Origin of the sequence: Erythrobacter sp. HI0063 (assembly GCF_001635685.1) — a bacterium.
Taxonomy (GTDB): Bacteria; Pseudomonadota; Alphaproteobacteria; order Sphingomonadales; family Sphingomonadaceae; genus Qipengyuania.
Window position 1 is genome coordinate 16,271 of sequence record NZ_LWFF01000321.1, and the last position, 16,222, is coordinate 32,492.

Annotated in this window: 15 protein-coding genes; 6 read left to right on the forward strand and 9 right to left on the reverse strand. The window is 64.8% G+C overall.

Annotated features, from left to right (window positions below):
* Positions 1-2: 2 nt before the first annotated feature.
* From A3736_RS13040 to A3736_RS13065, 6 genes are all read right to left on the reverse strand, one after another.
* A complete protein-coding gene (locus tag A3736_RS13040) occupies positions 3-668 on the reverse strand; it encodes a hypothetical protein (protein WP_067683706.1) in 666 nt (221 codons plus the stop codon).
* 87 nt (positions 669-755) lie between these two features.
* Positions 756-1,370, reverse strand: coding sequence for a hypothetical protein (locus tag A3736_RS13045; RefSeq protein WP_067683709.1), 615 nt, complete (start codon positions 1,368-1,370; stop codon positions 756-758).
* Positions 1,354-1,995: a lysophospholipid acyltransferase family protein gene (locus A3736_RS13050; protein ID WP_067683712.1), complete on the reverse strand. Its 642-nt coding sequence runs from the start codon at positions 1,993-1,995 to the stop codon at positions 1,354-1,356. Before A3736_RS13050 ends, A3736_RS13045 begins: the two co-directional genes overlap by 17 nt.
* A 33-nt stretch (positions 1,996-2,028) precedes the next feature.
* On the reverse strand, positions 2,029-3,636 hold the full coding sequence (locus tag A3736_RS13055; protein ID WP_067683715.1) for a carboxyl transferase domain-containing protein: 1,608 nt from the start codon (positions 3,634-3,636) through the stop codon (positions 2,029-2,031).
* A 253-nt stretch (positions 3,637-3,889) separates the two neighbouring features.
* The gene (locus tag A3736_RS13060) at positions 3,890-4,195 is read right to left on the reverse strand and encodes an alkylphosphonate utilization protein (protein WP_067683718.1); all 306 of its coding nucleotides are present in this window, start codon (positions 4,193-4,195) and stop codon (positions 3,890-3,892) included.
* Positions 4,192-5,361, reverse strand: a complete 1,170-nt coding sequence (locus A3736_RS13065; RefSeq protein WP_067683754.1) for an acyl-CoA dehydrogenase family protein — start codon at positions 5,359-5,361, stop codon at positions 4,192-4,194. The genes A3736_RS13060 and A3736_RS13065 overlap by 4 nt, the downstream gene beginning before the upstream one ends.
* A gap of 129 nt (positions 5,362-5,490) precedes the next feature.
* On the opposite strand from A3736_RS13065, the gene A3736_RS13070 reads away from it, so the two are divergent.
* The 4 genes from A3736_RS13070 to A3736_RS13085 are packed head-to-tail and all read left to right on the forward strand — an operon-like array spanning position 5,491 to position 9,903.
* Entirely contained in the window at positions 5,491-7,029 is a 1,539-nt protein-coding gene (locus A3736_RS13070) for a sensor histidine kinase (RefSeq protein ID WP_067683721.1), read from the forward strand.
* A complete protein-coding gene (locus tag A3736_RS13075; RefSeq protein ID WP_067683724.1) occupies positions 7,026-7,589 on the forward strand; it encodes a hypothetical protein in 564 nt (187 codons plus the stop codon). Before A3736_RS13070 ends, A3736_RS13075 begins: the two co-directional genes overlap by 4 nt.
* A complete protein-coding gene (locus A3736_RS13080) occupies positions 7,586-8,362 on the forward strand; it encodes an ATP-binding cassette domain-containing protein (protein WP_067683727.1) in 777 nt (258 codons plus the stop codon). The genes A3736_RS13075 and A3736_RS13080 overlap by 4 nt, the downstream gene beginning before the upstream one ends.
* Positions 8,359-9,903 carry an ABC transporter permease/substrate-binding protein gene (locus A3736_RS13085; RefSeq protein WP_067683731.1) on the forward strand — a complete coding sequence of 515 codons (1,545 nt, stop codon included), beginning with the start codon at positions 8,359-8,361 and terminating at the stop codon, positions 9,901-9,903. Before A3736_RS13080 ends, A3736_RS13085 begins: the two co-directional genes overlap by 4 nt.
* Before the next feature lie 3 nt (positions 9,904-9,906).
* Here the strand turns inward: A3736_RS13085 and A3736_RS13090 are convergent, their stop codons facing one another.
* The 3 genes from A3736_RS13090 to lgt are packed head-to-tail and all read right to left on the reverse strand — an operon-like array spanning position 9,907 to position 12,355.
* Complete coding sequence (locus A3736_RS13090; RefSeq protein ID WP_067683734.1) at positions 9,907-10,326, reverse strand: DUF2147 domain-containing protein; 420 nt, start codon at positions 10,324-10,326, stop codon at positions 9,907-9,909.
* Positions 10,327-10,371: 45 nt separating this feature from the next.
* Positions 10,372-11,478, reverse strand: coding sequence for a class I SAM-dependent methyltransferase (locus A3736_RS13095; RefSeq protein WP_067683737.1), 1,107 nt, complete (start codon positions 11,476-11,478; stop codon positions 10,372-10,374).
* A 16-nt stretch (positions 11,479-11,494) separates the two neighbouring features.
* Positions 11,495-12,355 (reverse strand): prolipoprotein diacylglyceryl transferase, encoded by an 861-nt coding sequence (lgt, locus tag A3736_RS13100; protein ID WP_233999383.1) that lies wholly within the window; start codon positions 12,353-12,355, stop codon positions 11,495-11,497.
* Positions 12,356-12,497: 142 nt separating this feature from the next.
* Between lgt and A3736_RS13105 the strand changes: the two genes are divergently transcribed.
* Both A3736_RS13105 and A3736_RS13110 read left to right on the forward strand, forming a co-directional pair.
* Entirely contained in the window at positions 12,498-14,186 is a 1,689-nt protein-coding gene (locus A3736_RS13105) for a class I adenylate-forming enzyme family protein (protein ID WP_067683740.1), read from the forward strand.
* The coding region (locus A3736_RS13110) for a [protein-PII] uridylyltransferase (protein ID WP_067683742.1) at positions 14,183-16,222 on the forward strand (2,040 nt) is incomplete at its 3' end. The genes A3736_RS13105 and A3736_RS13110, both read left to right, overlap by 4 nt.

Sequence of the window (16,222 nt, forward strand, 5' to 3'; positions counted from 1 at the left end):
GCTCAGTCCGGGCGCACCGGGCGACCGTTCGCGGTCATGCTGGCGGTATCGGCATCGCCGAAACTTTCGCCGTTATGGTCTGCGATCCCGTCGCTCGTCCCATCGGCGCGATCGGTAGTGACCGAAGTCTCCTCGACCGCATCGGCGACCAGCTCGTCATAGAGCTTCTCGTAATGGTTGAGCGCCCGGCGCATTTCCTCGGTCGTGGCGTCTCCGCGCTTTTCGGCAATGTCGTGCCCGTCGCGATAGTGGCGCGCCACAGTGCCGTGATCGACTGTCAGATCTTCATAACGCCGGTCGAAATCGCCCATCGGATAGCCGCGCGTATCCATCATGTTCGCGAGCAGGCGATCGCCGCGCAGCACTGCTTCGGCCGGACTATCGACGAACAGCGCCTTCACATCCTTCCACTCGGCGGCGAAGCGATCGCGTTCGGCCACCGTCAGCGGGCGAATGTCGAATTCCGCCACGCGCTTCTGGCGCTCTTCCAGATTGCGCTCCGCATCGCTGCGCCCGCCGACGCTGTCGACCGTGCGGTCGTATTCGTCGCCGAACTTTTCGCGCAGCTGATTGGTCTTGCGGCGCCGCAGGACGAACCAGATGATGGCGAACACCGCGATCACCACGGCAATCACGACAAGCAATTGGATAAGTTCGGCTTCCTGCATGGCAACTCTCCTCATGCGCCGCCATCCGCCAGCGCTCGGGAGCAATACGCGCCATATGGGTGGAGCGTTCCACCCGCCCCTGAGCGGTCAGCGGGCCGAGCGTGCGCGTAGCGCCAGCCAGGTCGCCAGGATCGGTCCGATCGCGGTCCACGCTGCAACCCACCAGCCCGCGCTGGCGGAAGCGATCCAAAGGCCCCACCAGACCAGCGCCATACCCCATCGCGCGCGTCCTGCCGGTTTGCGCGCCCGCAGCGCGTCGAGCAGGAAGCCGAGCACGTAGATCCCCAGCCCGACCAGCGAGAGCCCGCTGACCGGCTCGATCGAAGAAGCCTGGATGATCCCGTATTGGGCCGGGCTCGCGACGAGGAACAGCAGCAGCGCCCGCCCAAGGACGCGAAGCACCGCCTGGATCATAGGCGGCGAGGTTTCGCCTGCCGAAACGCCCATCGCCCCGGCTGCCTGGGCCGTAAAACGCACCGACACCGCAACCCAGAGTCCCCAGGCCACGGCCATACCCGCAAGCTGATTGGCAAGCGGTGCGGGCGCGGCCAGCTGGAACCAGCTCGTCCCGGCGAGCACGACGATTCCCAAGCCCCAGGCCGCCTGCCCGAAAGCGAGGCGCGGCGCGAAGACGCCCAGAATCAGGGCCAGCCCCAACAGGATCGCCGCATTCGCGATTACGGATTCAAGTACGATCGCCATAATTCTCCCCTCGTGCGACGTCCGGCCCGCCCATCATCCGCGCGCTCTCTTCCAAAGCGAGAAATCGCGCGCAATCGGGCCGCTTCTCCCTGTAGAAGCTGGCGAGTTTTGCAAGATCGGCACTATAATCGCCGCTCGGCCATAACGGCTCGCCGATCCCGCCGCGCAAATTCTCGTGATCGACCCAAGCGGGCACGATCGGAACGTTCGCCGCCATCGCGATGTGATAGAAGCCACTCTTCCATTCGCCCGATCCACTACGCGATCCTTCGGGCGCAATCACCAGCGCGAGTTCGTCGGCTTGATCGAAAGCCTCGGCGATCTGCTGGACATAATTCCCGCCGCGCCGGCCGCGTTCGATCGAAATCCCGCCCATATCGCGCATGAAGCCGCCCATCGGCCATTTGAACAGCGTGTGCTTGCCGATGAAACCGGGCGGAATGCCCATTCTCTGCGCCGCGCCCAGCACGAAGATGAAATCCCAGTTCGACGTATGCGGCGCGCCGAGGATCACGCATTTGCGCACATCCGGCGCCGCCCCCTCGAACCGCCAGCCCTTCCAGCGATAGAGACCAAGCAGAATACGCCAGACGAGGCGGGATAGGAGCGAGGGTTTGCGGGTCATCGCCGCGACCTCGGATGGGATGTCACCTTCCGATCACATCCTGAACACGCCGAAGGCCGGGCGTTCGGCGATCGGGGCTTCGAGGCTGGCGGACAGGGCCAGCGCCAGCACGTCGCGGGTCTGGGCGGGGTCGATCACGCCATCGTCCCACAGGCGGGCGGTGGCGTAGTAGGGATTGCCCTCGTCCTCGTATTTCTGACGGATCGGGGCCTTGAAGGCTTCGGCCTCTTCCTCGCTCCAGCTGTCGGCGTCGCGATGGACGGTGGCGAGGACGCTTGCCGCCTGTTCGCCGCCCATCACCGAAATGCGCGCATTGGGCCAGGTGAAAAGGAAACGCGGGCTATAGGCGCGGCCGCACATGCCGTAATTGCCTGCGCCGAACGATCCGCCGATCACGACGGTCAGCTTGGGCACGGTCGCGGTGGCAACCGCGGTCACCAGCTTGGCACCGTGCTTGGCGATGCCTTCCGCCTCGTATTTCCCGCCGACCATGAAGCCGGATATGTTCTGGAGGAACAGCAGCGGGATGCGTCGCTGGCAGGCCAGTTCGATGAAATGCGCGCCCTTCTGCGCGCTCTCGGAAAACAGCACGCCGTTATTGGCGAGAATCGCGACCGGCATACCCCAGATATGCGCGAAACCGCAGACCAGCGTGCTTCCGTATTGCGCCTTGAACTCGTGGAACTCGCTGCCGTCCACGATCCGCGCGATCACCTCGTGCACGTCGTAGGGCGCGCGTACGTCATCGGGGATCAGGGCATAGAGATCTTCCGCGTCGAATTTGGGCGCGCGGGGTTCCTTTATCGCGATATCCGTGGCCGCACCGGTATTGGCGCCGAGATGCGACACGATATCGCGCACGATGGTGAGCGCGTGTTCGTCGTTCTCTGCGAGGTGATCGACCACGCCGCTCTTCTTGGCGTGAAGGTCCCCGCCGCCCAGATCCTCGGCGCTGATCTCTTCGCCCGTCGCGGCTTTCACCAGCGGCGGCCCGGCCAGGAAGATCGTGCCCTGTTCGCGCACGATCACCGTCTCGTCGCTCATCGCGGGCACATAGGCCCCGCCCGCCGTGCAGCTGCCCATCACGCAGGCGATCTGCGGAATGCCGAGCGCGGACATATTGGCCTGATTGAAGAAGATGCGCCCGAAATGATCGCGGTCGGGGAAGACCTCGGCCTGATAGGGCAGGTTCGCGCCGCCGCTATCGACCAGATAGATGCAGGGCAGGCGGTTCTGTTCGGCGATCTCCTGGGCGCGGAGATGCTTCTTGACCGTCATCGGGTAATAGCTGCCGCCCTTCACCGTCGGATCGTTGCAGACGATCATCACCTGCCGCCCCGAAACGCGCCCGATCCCGCAGATCATAGAGGCGCCGGACACATCGCCCTCATACATCCCGTTCGCGGCCAATTGCCCGATTTCGAGGAAGGGCGAGCCGGGATCGAGCAGCCGCTCCACTCGCTCGCGCGGAAGCAGCTTGCCGCGCGACACATGCCGTTCGCGATGCCGCTCGGACCCGCCCAGCGCCGCTTCGGCGACCTTCGCGCGCAGGTCTTGGGCCAGCGCACGGTTGTGATCGAAGCGCGCCTTGGCATCGGGCGCCTCGCGGTCGAGCTTGGTGGTGAGAGTGGGTGCGGTCATTGAGCCTCTACGTTCGAGTGTCGAATTGCCCAATGCCGCCATGCGACCGAAAAGACAAACAGAGCGAACCCCGACTGCAAGAGCCAGGGGATCAGAAATTCCTCAAAGCCGATCGGCATGGTATATCCATTTACGACGACATTGGACGCCATGATAGCTTTGCCGAGCATGATCGCCGATCGCGCGGGCAGCGCCTAGCGGTCCCCCTCCCCGTTCCGGGGAGGATTCAGGTCTTCCGCGCTACCATCGGTTCTCACCGCTTCTTCACGAATTCGGCGCGCAGGACGAGGCCCTTGATGCCGGGGTATTTGCAGTCGATCTCCTGCGCGTCGCCGGTTAAGCGGATCGACTTGATCAGCGTGCCCTGCTTCAGCGTCTGGCCCGCGCCCTTGACCTCCAGATCCTTGATCAGCGTCACCTGATCGCCGTCGGCAAGCAGGTTGCCGACCGCATCGCGCACTTCAACGGTGTCCGCCGCAGCCTGCTTTGCTGCGAGTTCGGAAGCGGGCATCCAGTCGCCGCTCTCCTCGTCGTAGACGTAGTCTTCGTCGGCGCTCACCCAGCCGCCCCGATCAGTTCGCGCCCGATCAGCATGCGGCGGATCTCGTTCGTGCCCGCGCCGATGTCGAGCAGCTTGGCATCGCGCATGTAGCGCTCCACCGGCCAGTCGAGCGTATAGCCTGCCCCGCCCAGCGCCTGGACGCTTTCGGCAGCCACGCGGAAGGCATTCTCGCTCGCCAACAGGATCGCGCCTGCCGCATCGAAGCGCGTGGTCTTTTCCGCATCGCAATTCTTGGCAACTGCGTAGGTGTAGGCGCGCGCCGACTGGAGGGCGACATACATGTCGGCGACCTTGGCCTGCATCAGCTGGAAGCTGCCGAGCGGCTTTCCGAACTGGGTGCGTTCGCGCAAGTATGGGATCACCGTGTCGAGACAGGCCTGCATCACGCCCAATTGCAATCCGGCGAGCACCACGCGCTCGTAATCGAGCCCGCTCATCAACACGCCGACACCGCCGTTTTCCGGGCCCATCACGTTCTCGTCCGGCACGAAGCAATCGTCGAAGACCAGCTCGCTCGTCGGCGAGCCGCGCATGCCGACCTTTTCGATCTTCTGCCCGATCGCAAAGCCTTCGAAATCCTTTTCGATCAGGAAAGTGGTGATCCCACGGCTCTTCGCTTCGGGATCGGTCTTGCCGTAGACGACCAGCGTATCGGCGAAGGGCGCGTTGGTGATCCAGAACTTGGTGCCGTTGAGCAGGTAACCGCCATCGACCTTTTCGGCCTTCATCTTCATCGAGACGACGTCCGATCCCGCGCTCGCCTCGCTCATCGCCAGCGATCCGACATGTTCGCCGCTGATCAGCTTGGGCAGGTATTTCGCCTTCTGCTCCTCATTGCCCCAGCGTGCGATCTGGTTGATGCAGAGATTGGAATGGGCGCCGTAACTGAGGCCCACGCTGGCACTCGCCCGGCTGACTTCCTCCACCGCGATGACATGTTCGAGATAGCCGAGGCCGAGGCCGCCATCTTCCTCGCTCACCGTGATCCCGTGCAGACCAAGTTCGCCCATCGCGGTCCACAGATCCTCACGCGGGAACCAGTCCTCGCGATCAACCTTCTCGGCCAGCGGCGCGATCTGTTCGTCCGCGAAGCGCGCGACGGTGTCGCGGATCATTTCGCCGCTCTCGCCCAGCTGGAAATCGAAATCGGGGGTGGCGCGCATCATCTGCTCCTGAGCGTGAGTTCGTCCGGCGGATCGCGTCCGCCGCCTTGGCCACAGCCCGTAGCCGAGCCGTGCATGGCGGGCAAACCCCTTGCGAAGTCACCGTCTTAGTCTAAGTCGGCAATCACCATGAAGCTCAGCCGTTTTCCCCTTTGGCCGGCCCATCAGGCAGCCGAGCCCGCCTCCAACGATGAGGGGCTGCGTAATCGCGTCATCGCGGCTTATGGCGCCGATGCGGTTCAGGACGACCGTGAACTGGCGCAGATCGTCGAATTTGCGGCACGTTTGTGCGAAGTCCCGATCGCCATGGTCACGCTGGTGGAAAAGGATCGCCAGCGCTTTCTGGCACGCAAGGGCTTTCCGGGGCTTGAGACGCCTCGCTCCACCAGCCTGTGCGCGCATACGATGGAAGGCCAGGGGCCACTGGTTGTGCCCGATGCAAGCGAGGATGCGCGCTTCGCCGAGATGGAGCTGGTGAAGACCGACGACGGCGTTCGCTTCTATGCCGGGCAACCGCTTGTTTCCAGCGAGGGGGTGCCGCTGGGTGCGCTGTGCGTGATCGACCGGGAAGCGCGACCCGAAGGTTTGAATGCATTGCAGCGCGAAGGGCTTGAAGTCCTCGGCCGCGCGGTGATGCGCCGCCTGACAGCGGAGCGTGACGCGGCCTTTGCCGAAAACCGGATCGAAGTCAGCGAGTTGCGCACGCGCCAGCTCGCGGAAAACCTGCCTGTCTATGCCTGGGCCGCGAATGCCGAGGGCGAGATCGAATACGCCAATCCCGCGCTTTACGAATTTCTGGGCGTCGACGATCTCTCCGATTTCGATTCCGCCGCGCTGGTTCATCCCGACGACATCGAAGAGCTGAGAACCGCTCGCACAGTCTCGCGCGCGAGCAAGGAACGCTGGGAGGCCAAGGCGCGCCTGAAGCGAAACGACGGTGTCTATCGCTGGATGATCCTGCGCGCCTGGCCCTTCGTCGTCGGAGACGAGGATCCCCAGACCTGGTTCGGTGCCGCCGTCGATATCGACGATCTGCAGAGCGTGTCCGATTCGCGCGACCTACTTGCGCGCGAGCTTTCGCACCGGATCAAGAACATCTTCGCCGTGATCAGCGGGCTGATATCGCTGCAGGGTCGCAAGCATCCGGGGGCCGAGGATTTTGTCAGGGAATTGTCGGACACGATCCGCACGCTGGGCAAGGCGCACGATTTCGTCCGCCCCCATGCCGGGCGGACCGAAAATACGCTGAACGGGCTGCTGGCCGAACTTCTGGCCCCATATGGCCGGATCGACGGCAAGCGAATCGGGATCATCGGAAGCGGGTGTGCGATCGGCGAAAAATCGGCAACGCCGCTGGCTCTCATCTTCCATGAATTGGCGACCAATTCGGCCAAATACGGCGCGCTTTCGCATGCCGACGGCCATCTCTCGGTCGAGATCATCGACGAAGGTTCGCAAGTGGTCGTGGCTTGGCGCGAGACTGGCCTGCCGGAAAGCGACGAGGAGGGAGCGCAAGGCGCGCCCGACACGGTCGAACGCGAAGGCTTTGGTTCGCGCCTGCTGCGCACCGCCGTGGAAGGGCAGCTGCAAGGCAAATTCACACGGCGCATCGTGGACGGTATGCTCGAAGTCGATCTGGAACTGCCATGCGACAAGCTGCAAGCGTGACTGCGCGCACCCTGATCGCAGTCCTTGCGGGGATGGCACTGCTTGCGGCGTGTTCGCCCGATACGCCGGAAAATGAAGTCGCGGCTGGAAACGCGCTCGAGGCCGCCGAGGGCGGATCGGCGGAGCAGAAAAACGCAACCGCCGCCCTGAACGGTGAGGACGTGCCTGCCGATTTCGCGCGTACAGCCTGGCGGGTCGAAGATGAAGATGGGGCGCGATACACCACGTTTCTGGACGATGGCGGGCGTTATCGCGATCTTCGCAATGGCGATCCGTGGCATTCGGGCAGCTGGGAAGTCGATGGGGATGACAGGCTCTGTCTCTCTCCCGACACGGATGACGAGGCGCGAAGCGATGGCGCTTCCGAAGCCGCGCAGGAAACGAACGATGGGCCGCGCACCTGCTGGAGCCCACGCGGCATGGACGGCGATGGCGGCATGATCGTCCAGGCCAGCAGCGGCAAGCGCGTGCGCCTACAGCAGGTCGATTACCGTGCGCCCGAAGCCGAAAGCGGCGAGGCGGTCAGCGACACCGGTTCGGACGCCTCCGCACCGGCATGAGCGCTGGCGACAGTGCCCTCCAATTCGACTCGGTCGCCCGCCACTACGGCGATCTGCGCGCGGTGGACGAGGTCTCGATCGCCATTCCCCACGGCCAGTTCGTCGCGCTCGTCGGCGCATCGGGCTCGGGCAAATCGACGCTGCTCAAGACCGCCAATCGCCTGACCATCCCCGATACCGGACGTGTGCTGATCGATGGCGAAGACGCCGCGAGTCTGCCCGTCAGCGCCTTGCGGCGCCGGATCGGCTATGTGTTTCAGGGGATCGGCCTGTTCCCACATATGAATGTCGCTGAAAACATCGCCATCGGCCCGCGACTGGCGGGCGAGCGGTTGAGCGAGGCACGGATTGCCGAATTGCTCGGCCTCGTGGAACTCGATCCCACGATGGCCGCGCGCATGCCCGATGCCCTGTCCGGCGGCCAGCGCCAGCGCGTCGGCGTGGCGCGGGCTCTGGCGGGCGAGCCACGCCTGCTGCTGATGGACGAACCGTTCGGCGCGCTCGATCCGATTACGCGCGACGCACTCGGAGACAGAGTGCGCGCTTTGCACGACGATCTCGGTCTCACCACGATCATGGTCACGCACGATATGGCCGAAGCGTTGTTGCTGGCCGATCGCGTGCTGGTGATGGACCAAGGGCGAATCGTCGCCGACGAAACGCCGCTGGCTCTGCTGGAAGGCGCGGGCGGCGAAATCGCGCAAGGCCTGGTCGCGGTCCCGCGCGAACAGGCGCGGCGCCTGGCCGCGCTGCCGGGGAGCGGACCCGCATGAGCGGGTTCTGGGACACGCTGTTCGGCCTTGGCGACAAGCTCGCCGCCCATGTCCTTCTCGCGGCAAGCGCCATCGCGCTGGGGATCGCCATCGCCCTGCCGCTGGCCGTCTGGGCCAGCCGGTCGCGCGCCGTCGCACGCCTAGCGCTCGGCTTCGCGAGTTTGGTACAGACCATTCCCGCCCTCGCTCTGTTGGCGCTGTTCTTCCCGATCCTGTTGAGCCTGCGCGCCGTGTTCGGCGACGACCTGCCGACGCTCGGCTTTCTGCCTGCCCTGCTCGCGCTCACGCTCTATGCCCTGCTGCCGATCCTGCGCAACGCAGTCACCGCGCAGACCAATCTCGACCCCGAAGTGCTGGAGGCGGCCGACGGCGTTGGGATGAGCGCATGGCAGAGGCTGCGCTTGGTCGAAGCGCCGCTGGCTGCACCGTTCATCATGGCGGGCATCCGCACCGCCGCCGTGTGGACCATCGGCGCTGCGACGCTCAGCACCACGATCGGCCAACCCAGCCTTGGCGATCCGATTTTCGCCGGATTGCAGACGCAGAACTGGGTGCTGGTGCTTGCGGGCTGTTTCGCCAGCGCGGCCTTGGCATTGACCGCCGATCTCCTGCTCGGCCTGATCGAGCGCGGCTTCGCCCTGCGCAAACGCGCGCTGTGGCTGGGCGGGATGATCGCCGTCCTGCTCGGCGGGGGCGCTGCCGGTTTAGCCCAGTACGCGCCCTGGCGCGGCAATGCGGACGACAGAATAGTGATCGGCGCGAAAAGCTTTTCCGAACAATACATTCTCTCCCGCCTGATCGGCCAGAGGCTGGAAGATGCGGGATACCGCGTCGAATATCGCGATGGGCTCGGCTCGGCGGTGGTCCACCGCGCGGTGACGACGGGCGCAATCGACATCAGCGTGGATTACACCGGCACCCTGTGGGCGAACGAGCTGAAGCGCGAAGACAATCCGGGGCGCGAGGCGATGTATGAAGCGATCGTCGAGTGGAAAGAGCGCACGAGCGATGCCCGGATTTTCGGGCGGCTCGGATTCGAAAACGCCTATGCCTTCGCCATGCGGAGCGATCGCGCCCGCGCTCTGGGCGTCTCCTCGCTGACCGATCTTTCCGGCGTGGCGGGGCGTCTCACCGTGGGCGGCGATCCCGAATTCTTCGAGCGGCCCGAATGGATCGCCGTGCGCGATATCTACGGGATGCGCTTTGCGGAGACGCGCAATTTCTCGCCCACTTTCATGTACGATGCGCTGCAATCGGGCGAGGCGGACGTGATCAGCGCCTATACCTCGGATGGCCGTATCGCAGCGGATCGCCTGACCGTGCTGGAAGACCCCGAAGAAGCGCTGCCGAGTTACGACGCGCTGATCGTGTTGAGCCCGAAAGCGAGCCGGGACGAACGATTGCGCGCCGCGCTCGAACCGCTGCTGGGCGCGATCGACGTGGCCGAGATGCGCGCGGCGAATTACGCGGTCGACCGTACCGAGGACAAGCGCACGCCCGAACAGGCGGCGACGGAACTGGCCGACGCTATCGGGCTCTGAGGCTCAGTTCGCGCGGGTCCAGTTCTGGGTCTGGCAGAACGGGCCGAGGCACCCCTTAACCTCAAGCTTGGAGGCGGACGTGCGCCGGATCACCGATCGGTAATCCTTACCGGACTTGGGATCGTAAATACGTCCGCGCCACAGATCGCCATCCTCGCTGAACGAAGTCAGCACGGGCGTGCCGAGCAGCTTGCGGCTGCGCTTCGACTTGTCGGGATTGTTGACGTCGCGCTGATTCACGCCCTGGGGCGGGGCGACCAAAAATTTGCTGATTTTGCCACAAAGATTGGCTCCGCACGGCGCGATGGTGATCACGGCGTCGCGATCCTCGGTGATCCAGCGCCCGGTGATCGGATCGGCTGCCGAAGCGGGAGCGGCCAGAGCCATGGCGGCTCCGGCAAGAGCGAGTGCAGCGTGTTTCATCGAAATCTCCTTTGGTGGTCGAACCAACCAGATGGCGGATCGTTTCTAGACGGGCCCGAATCCTGCGCCTGCGGGCCACCCCCCACCGCCAAGTGCCATCACCTTGAACAGTTCGCCCATTTCCTCGGCGTGAACGAGACGGTGGAGATCGCGGGCGACCGCCTCGCCGCCTCCCTTGTCTTGCAGGGCCTGCGCCCGCGCTTCGATACCCAGCGCGCGCAGCCAGTTTCCTTGTGTCGTCGCCGACAGCCATTCGGCCCCGCCCGCCTGCGCGATCCCGGCAAGCGTTGCGAAATCGACCAGCGCGGTGAGATCGGCGCTGCCGGGAAATTCCAGCGGATCGACCTTGCGATGGCCCTTCACGGCCTGAAGCGTGGATCCGTAACGCGGGGCCAGAAACCCGTAATCGATGAACAGCGCCGCGCCGCCCTGCCCCGCGGTTCGCCGTGCGACCTCGTCCATCACCGCCGCCGCGCCGGGATTGGTTTCGAGTATGGTGCCGATCTCCGCCTGTCGCCGGTCTTGCGGGACGGCATCGTCCATCGGGTTCGGCCCCGCCGCGAAGACGAACGCGTTATCCTCGTCCAGCGCCACCATTCGCTCGCGCCAGCCGCTTTCGGTGCGGACCAGTTGGCGCACCGGCAGCGCGTCGAGAAATTCGTTGGCGATGAGCAGTATGGGCGCATCTTCGGGCACGCTTGCGAGATCGTCATGGAACTGAGCGCCGGGCACCGCCGCCGCCTGCTTGGCGCGCAGCACGGGCGAGCCTTCCACGAGATGCACGCGCGGCGCGATTCCGTGGCGCGCCATCACTCGCAGCGCGTCGCTCGCCAGCGTGCCGCGTCCCGGGCCAAGCTCGACATAGAGGACATCCTGCAGCCTGCCCGCACGCGTCCAGAGATCGGCGCACCACAGGGCGATTATTTCGCCGAACATCTGGCTGATATCGGGCGCGGTGACGAAATCGCCCCCTCTATCCGGAGCGCCATCCGAATGTCCGCCCGGATCGGGCGCGCCGAGGGGATCGCGGCTCGCATAATAGCGCGCATTGCTCTCGCCCATAAAGCGCGCCACCGGCATGGGGCCATGGGCGCGGATCAGGCGCCGGAAGCGGGCACCCAGATCGTCGCTCTCGGCTTCGCTCGCCTTCACCCTTTATGCCCGCCGCTTACGCCGCTTTCGCTTCGCCCGGCGCGGGAGATTTGGGCGTACGCGTCAGGCTGTAAGCGATCACGGCAAGGCCGATCGCGATCATCGGAATGGTCAGCCACTGCCCCCGGCTGAGACCGGTTTCCGCCACGACATAGGCCAGATGCGCATCGGGCTCGCGGAAGAATTCGTTGACGAAGCGCGCGATCGAAATGCCGACCGTGAACACGCCGACCAGCAGTCCCGGACGATAGCGGGCGCGGGTATACCAGAACAGCGGCAGCAGGATCGCGATCATCAACGCGCCTTCCAAACCCGCCTGATAGAGCTGGCTCGGGTGCCGCGCGAGGCCGAGCGGATCGGACGGGAACACCATCGCCCAGCTCACATCGGTGGGGCGGCCATACAATTCGCCGTTCACGAAATTGGCGAGCCGGCCGAACATCATCCCGAACGGCACGTTGACCGCGATATAATCGCACACGCGCAGCCAGTTCAGCCCGCCGCGCCAGGCGACCCAGGCGATCGCGATCAGCACGCCGATGACACCGCCATGGAAGCTCATCCCCCCGGTCCACAATTTGAACAAAGCGAGGCTGCCGAACAGGTCCGGCTGGTAGAACGCGGCATAGCCCAGCCGCCCGCCCAGGATGATCCCCAGCGTGCAGTAGAAAAACAGATCGTCCACATGGCGCTGCGCCATCGGCGCGCCCGGGCTCTTCACCATTTTCGACAAATGCCAATATCCCAAGAGGATACCGGCGAGATACGCCAGGCTGTACCAGCGCAGCGTGAAGAATCCGAGATCGATCCCGGGCGTGAGGCCGAGCTCCGCCCACTGGATCGGGTCCGCGCCCGCATTCGCGAGTAGTGACAGCACAGGGTTATCCCTTATAGGTGGTCCGAAAGCCGCCGCTTGCGACCTCGTCGGGGGCGGCTTTTGGCACAGCCGGGCGATGCGCGAAAGCCCGCACACCGGCTGATACGCCTTCGGAGAATTCAAGAGAGGATAGCCGCACCTTATGCAGACCGATCTCGACCGCGACATTAACCGCGTCACCGATGCCGTGACCGCCGATGGACAGATGTTCGCCCTGAAGACCGTGACACGCCGCGGGGTCGACATGCCCGCCTTCGTCAACGCGCCGCCCAGCCTGGCGCATTATTTCGCCCATTTCTGCAATCAGAACAAGGAGGCGCTGTTCCTGGTGGACGGCGATCAGCGTCTGACCTTCGGCGAGGTTTACACCGCCGCCGGCAAAGTGGCGCATGGTTTGGCGACCCGGCACGGCGTCAAGAAAGGCGATAGGGTCGGCATCGCGGCGCGCAATTCGGCCCAATGGGCGATCGCCTATATGGGCACGATCATGGCGGGCGGCTGCGCCACGCTGTTGAACGGTTGGTGGACGGGCGAAGAGCTCGCCTACGGAATCGACCTGTGCGAATGTTCGCTGGTCCTGGCCGATGCACCGCGTGCCGCCCGCCTCGACGGGATCGAGCACGGCGCCAGTATCGTGGTGTTCGACCATGACGAAGCGGGCCTTGCCCCGATCACGGGCGATGGCGACACCGCCATGCGCATGCTCGGCGAGCTGGGGCCGGACGACCTTGCCACCATCCTCTATACGTCGGGATCGACGGGCAATCCCAAGGGCGCCTTCTCCGATCATCTCGGCGTCGTGTCCGGCACGATGAACTATATCTGCCAGACCGCGATGATCCTCCAGCTTCTGACCGAGCGGGGCGAGGCGCCGACCGTGCAGCCGAGCGCGCTGGTCAGCGTGCCGCTGTTCCATGTCACGGGTGAAATTCCGGTCTTTCTCCAGTCGATCGCGATCGGGCGCAAGCTGGTGCTGATGCCGAAATGGGATGCGGGCGAGGCGCTTCGTCTTCTGGACGAGGAAAAGGTCACCTACTTCGTCGGCGTCCCGCTGATGAGCTACGAGATGGCGACGCATCCCGATCGCGACCAGTTCGACCTGTCGCAATGCAAGAGCTTCGCGGCCGGCGGCGCGCCGCGCCCGGTCGAACACGTGAACAAGATCAAGGAATCGTTCCCCAACGGTTTCCCGCTGCTGGGATACGGGCTTACCGAAACGAATGCGATCGGCGCGGGCAATCTCAACGAGAATTACCTCGCCAAGCCCGGCTCCACCGGCATGGCCTCGCGCCCGCTGGTCGATATGGCGATTCTGGACGATGCGGGCAAAGCCCTGCCTCAGGGCGAAGTGGGCGAAATCTCGATCCGCTCGACCGCGAACTTCCTCGGCTATTGGAAGGACGAGGAAGCCACCAAGGCGGCCTATACCGACGATGCCTATTTCCGCACCGGCGATCTCGGCTATCTCGACCCGGAAGGCTATCTCTATATCGTCGACCGCAAGAAGGACATCATCATCCGCGGGGGCGAGAACATCGCCTGCATCGAAGTGGAAGACGCGATCTATGCGCATCCGGCGGTGGCGGAATGTTCCGTCTTCGGCCTTCCGGACGAGCGGATGGGCGAGGTGCCCGCGGCAGTCTATCTGACCCAGCCGGGCGAAAGCCTGTCCCCGGACGATCTCAAATCCTACCTCGCCGAGCATATCGCGCACTTCAAGATCCCCGAGAAACTGTGGCAGGCCGAAGAACAGCTGCCGCGCCTCGGCACGCAGAAGGTCGACAAGCGGGCGGTGAAGGCGCTCTACGCGAAGGATAGCGCCGCGGCGTGAATCGCTCCCCCGTTCCGAATCAGCGCGCGATCATCGACCGGCGGCAGCTCGCCGGACGGATCGCCGCGCTGGTCGCGAAAGAGGGCGAAAAGGCGCGTCCGGCCATCGTTGCGGCTCTGCGCGAAGCGCTCGATCTCGGGCGGGCGGAGCTTGTGCGCCGGCTGGAGGAAAACCCGTCGGCGGGCCATGCCTGCACGCGCGGCTACGCCTTCCTGACCGATCAACTGGTGCGCGTGCTCTACGACCACGTGACCGCCGATCTTTACCCCGCGCCGAATCGCAGCAGCGCGGAACGGCTCGCGATCCTGGCGGTCGGCGGATACGGCCGCGCCGAAATGGCGCCGCATTCTGATGTCGACATCGCCTTCCTGACGCCCCAGCGCCACACCGCCTGGTGCGAGCAGGTGATCGAGGCGATGCTCTATCTGATGTGGGATCTCGGCCTCAAGGTCGGCCATTCCAGCCGCACGCTGGACGATGCGATCCGGCTGGCGCGCGAGGACCTGACGATCCGCACCAGCCTGCTCGAGGCCCGCTACGTCTGGGGAGACGAGGTGCTCTACGACGAGGCGGCGCGCCGGTTCTGGAGCGAGGTCGCGCGCGGGACCGAGCGGCAATTCGTGGTCGAGAAGCTTGCGGAAAGAAACGCCCGCCATAAGCGGATGGGCGACAGCCGCTATGTCGTCGAACCCAATATCAAGGACGGCAAGGGCGGCTTGCGCGATCTGCAGACGCTCTACTGGATCGGCAAATACACCCACCAGGTCAGGAGCGCGAAGGAACTGATCGATGTGGGGCTGCTGACAACGGCGGAATACAAAGGCTTCCGCCGCGCGGAGCGATTCCTGCTGGCGGTGCGCTGTCATCTGCACCAGATCACCGGGCGGGCAGAGGATCGGCTGACCTTCGACTTCCAGCGGCAGATCGCCGAGCGGATGAATTTCGCCGATCGGCCGGGCAAAAGCTCGGTCGAACGGTTCATGCAATTCTATTTCCTTCAGGCGAAGCGGGTCGGCAGCCTGACGGGCGTGTTCCTCGCCCAGCTGGACGAAGAATTCGCCCAAAAGAGCGCCAAGCGCGGCTTTTTCGCCGGGTTCCGCAGCCGTCCGCGCGAATTGAAGGGCTATGTCGTCCATGGCGGCAAGATCGCCGCGCCGTCCGACGAATGGTTCCGCAAGGATCCGGTGCGCCTGATCGAAGTGTTCCAGCTGGCCGAGGAGGAGGAGCTGGAAGTCCACCCGCGCACCATGCGACAGGCCGCGCGCGATGCGAAGCTGATCGATCACACTGTGCGCGAGGACGCACGCGCCAACGCGCTGTTCCTCGATTTGCTGGCGGGTCGCAACGATCCTGCAAGCGTGCTGCGATGGATGAACGAGGCTGGCGTGATGGGCCGCTTCGTGCCGGACTTCGGCCGCGTCAACGCGCAGATGCAATTCAACATGTATCACCATTACACGGTGGACGAACACACCATCCGCGCGATCGGATTGCTGTCGCGGATCGAGAAGGGCGAATTGAAGGACGATCATCCGCGCGCCACGCGGCTGATCCACAAGGTCGCCAGCCGCCGGGCCGCTTATGTCGCGGTGTTGCTGCACGATATCGCCAAGGGTCGGAAGGGCGACCATTCGATCCTGGGCGCGGAAGTGGCGCGCGAATTGTGCCCGCGGTTCGGCCTCAACGAAAACGAGACCGAGCTGGTCGCCTGGCTGGTGCTCCATCACCTGTTGATGAGTCACACCGCGCAGAAGCGCGACCTGACCGATCCCAAGACGGTGGAGGATTTCGTCGCCACGGTGCAGGGGCTGGAACGGCTGCGCCATCTCGCCATCCTGACCGCCGTGGACATCCGCGCCGTGGGGCCGGGAACCTGGAACAGCTGGAAGGGTCAGCTGCTGGGCGAGTTGTTCGACCTATCGCAGGAGCGCTTGAGGCTCGGCCATGCGCGGCATGGGCGGCACGAGCGCGTGGCGGCCAAGCGCGCCGAGGTTTCCGAACGGCTGGGCGCGCGCAGCGATCTCGTCGCCAGCGTG

Coding starts and splice junctions, on each gene's coding strand:
- A3736_RS13040 (WP_067683706.1), bottom strand. CDS start 668: ATGCAGGAAGCCGAACTTATCCAATTGCTTGTCGTGATTGCCGTGGTG.
- A3736_RS13045 (WP_067683709.1), bottom strand. CDS start 1,370: ATGGCGATCGTACTTGAATCCGTAATCGCGAATGCGGCGATCCTGTTG.
- A3736_RS13050 (WP_067683712.1), bottom strand. CDS start 1,995: ATGACCCGCAAACCCTCGCTCCTATCCCGCCTCGTCTGGCGTATTCTG.
- A3736_RS13055 (WP_067683715.1), bottom strand. CDS start 3,636: ATGACCGCACCCACTCTCACCACCAAGCTCGACCGCGAGGCGCCCGAT.
- A3736_RS13065 (WP_067683754.1), bottom strand. CDS start 5,361: ATGCGCGCCACCCCCGATTTCGATTTCCAGCTGGGCGAGAGCGGCGAA.
- A3736_RS13070 (WP_067683721.1), top strand. CDS start 5,491: ATGAAGCTCAGCCGTTTTCCCCTTTGGCCGGCCCATCAGGCAGCCGAG.
- A3736_RS13080 (WP_067683727.1), top strand. CDS start 7,586: ATGAGCGCTGGCGACAGTGCCCTCCAATTCGACTCGGTCGCCCGCCAC.
- A3736_RS13085 (WP_067683731.1), top strand. CDS start 8,359: ATGAGCGGGTTCTGGGACACGCTGTTCGGCCTTGGCGACAAGCTCGCC.
- A3736_RS13090 (WP_067683734.1), bottom strand. CDS start 10,326: ATGAAACACGCTGCACTCGCTCTTGCCGGAGCCGCCATGGCTCTGGCC.
- A3736_RS13105 (WP_067683740.1), top strand. CDS start 12,498: ATGCAGACCGATCTCGACCGCGACATTAACCGCGTCACCGATGCCGTG.